This is a genomic window from Acidovorax sp. Leaf73 (assembly GCF_916855635.1).
GTDB lineage: Bacteria > Pseudomonadota > Gammaproteobacteria > Burkholderiales > Burkholderiaceae_C > Acidovorax > Acidovorax facilis.
In genome coordinates, this window is sequence record NZ_CAKASI010000013.1 from 1 (window position 1) to 1,576 (window position 1,576).

Below are 1,576 nucleotides of genomic sequence, written 5' to 3' on the forward strand. Positions count from 1 at the left end.
TGTTAGTGCCAGTGCAAACGTGATCAGCAGTGCCAGTCGAACATTGACCAGGGGCTAGAGCTGGTTCCATTTGAAGCCAACTGTGGATAACTATAGGGTGGATGCTTCGGTAGGTCCTCCTTTTTTTGAACTCGTGGTTGGTATTGCCGAGCCGTCAGGCGAGGCCCCTTCCTCCGCGGTCTCGCTAACCTGGGCCGCTGCTGCCTTCCTGGTCTGCTCACGGGTCTTGATGCGCCCCTTGGCTTCGTGCGTGCTGTGGCGGAAGCGGTAGGACTCGTTGCCCGTCTCGATGATGTGGCAGTGATGGGTCAAGCGATCCAGCAACGCAGTGGTCATCTTGGCATCGCCGAACACCGTGGACCACTCCGCAAACGTCAGGTTGGTGGTGATCATCACGCTGGTGTGCTCGTACAGCTTGGACAGCAGGTGGAACAACAAGGCGCCACCGGCCTGGCTGAAGGGCAGGTAGCCCAACTCGTCGAGCACGACCAGGTCCATGCGCACCAGACTCATGGCGATGCGTCCGGCACGGCCCTGGCTCTTCTCATGCTCCAGGGCATTGACCAGATCGACCGTGGAGTAGAACCGCACTCGCTTGGCGTGCCGGGTGAGCCCAGCAATTCCCAGCGCCGTGGCCAGGTGGGTTTTGCCGGTGCCTGGGCCGCCGACTAGCACCACGTTCTGCGCATCCTGCGTGAACGAGAGGTCCGCCAGTTTCTGGATCAACGCGCGGTCGACCGGCGCGACGGTGAAGTCGAACCCAGCCAGGTCGCGGTGCATCGGGAAGCGTGCCGCCTTCATCTGGTGGGCGATGGAACGCATCGCCCGATCAGCATCTTCAGCCTGCAGCAGGTGCTCCACCAGCCAGCGTGATGCGGCCAGGGTCGTATCGCCGCCTTGCTCCGTCAGATCGGCCCAGGCCGTGGCCATGCCGTTGAGCCGCAGCGCCTTCAGTTGGGCCTGTACATCGATGGAGGTCTCACGCATGGCCCACCTCCTGCCCGTCTAGATGATCCTGGTGGGTGGGGCGCAGCCGGTCATAACGCGCGGTGTCGGCCTTGGGCGCCTGGGTGAGTTGCAAGGACGTCTGCGCCTGTGCCGGCGTGGCAGGGTTGTTCAAGCGGGCCAGCACGTTGCGCACGTGCTCCACGCTGATGCTGCCACTGGGGGCCCTGCCTTCGAGTACCAGCTCGATGGCCACCAGCACCGCTTCCAGCCCGGCCTGCGGCACCACGGCCAGCACCTGTGCCATGACCCGGTCTCCTCCAGGATGCCTGAGCAGCGACTGGCGCAAACGCAGCAACGGCGCCGGAAGGTCCAGGAACGGCGTGCCATTGCGCAATGCGCCCGGTTTGCGCTGCACCAGGTCGATGTAGTGCTGCCAGTCGTAGCTGGTCTGGCCGCTGCCCGGCAGCCGGGCATGGCTGGCTACGACGGCATCTGCGGCCGCCACATCGATTCGTTCGGGATAGACGCGGGTGCTGACGATGTGGCCGGCCCACTCGCACGGCACGGAGTAACGGTTGCGCGCGGCGGCCACCAGGCAGGTGCTGCTGACCCGGGCCAGCCGCTCGAC

1 protein-coding gene and 1 pseudogene are annotated in these 1,576 nt (G+C 64.8%); both read right to left on the reverse strand.

Features of this window, described 5'->3' with window-relative positions; genetic code table 11:
- Positions 1–90 precede the first annotated feature (90 nt).
- Positions 91–987, reverse strand: coding sequence for an IS21-like element helper ATPase IstB (istB, locus tag LPA35_RS26025; protein ID WP_228900247.1), 897 nt, complete (start codon positions 985–987; stop codon positions 91–93).
- Positions 980–1,576, reverse strand: a pseudogene (locus tag LPA35_RS26030) (IS21 family transposase); the annotation flags it as partial. The gene istB and the pseudogene LPA35_RS26030, both read right to left, overlap by 8 nt.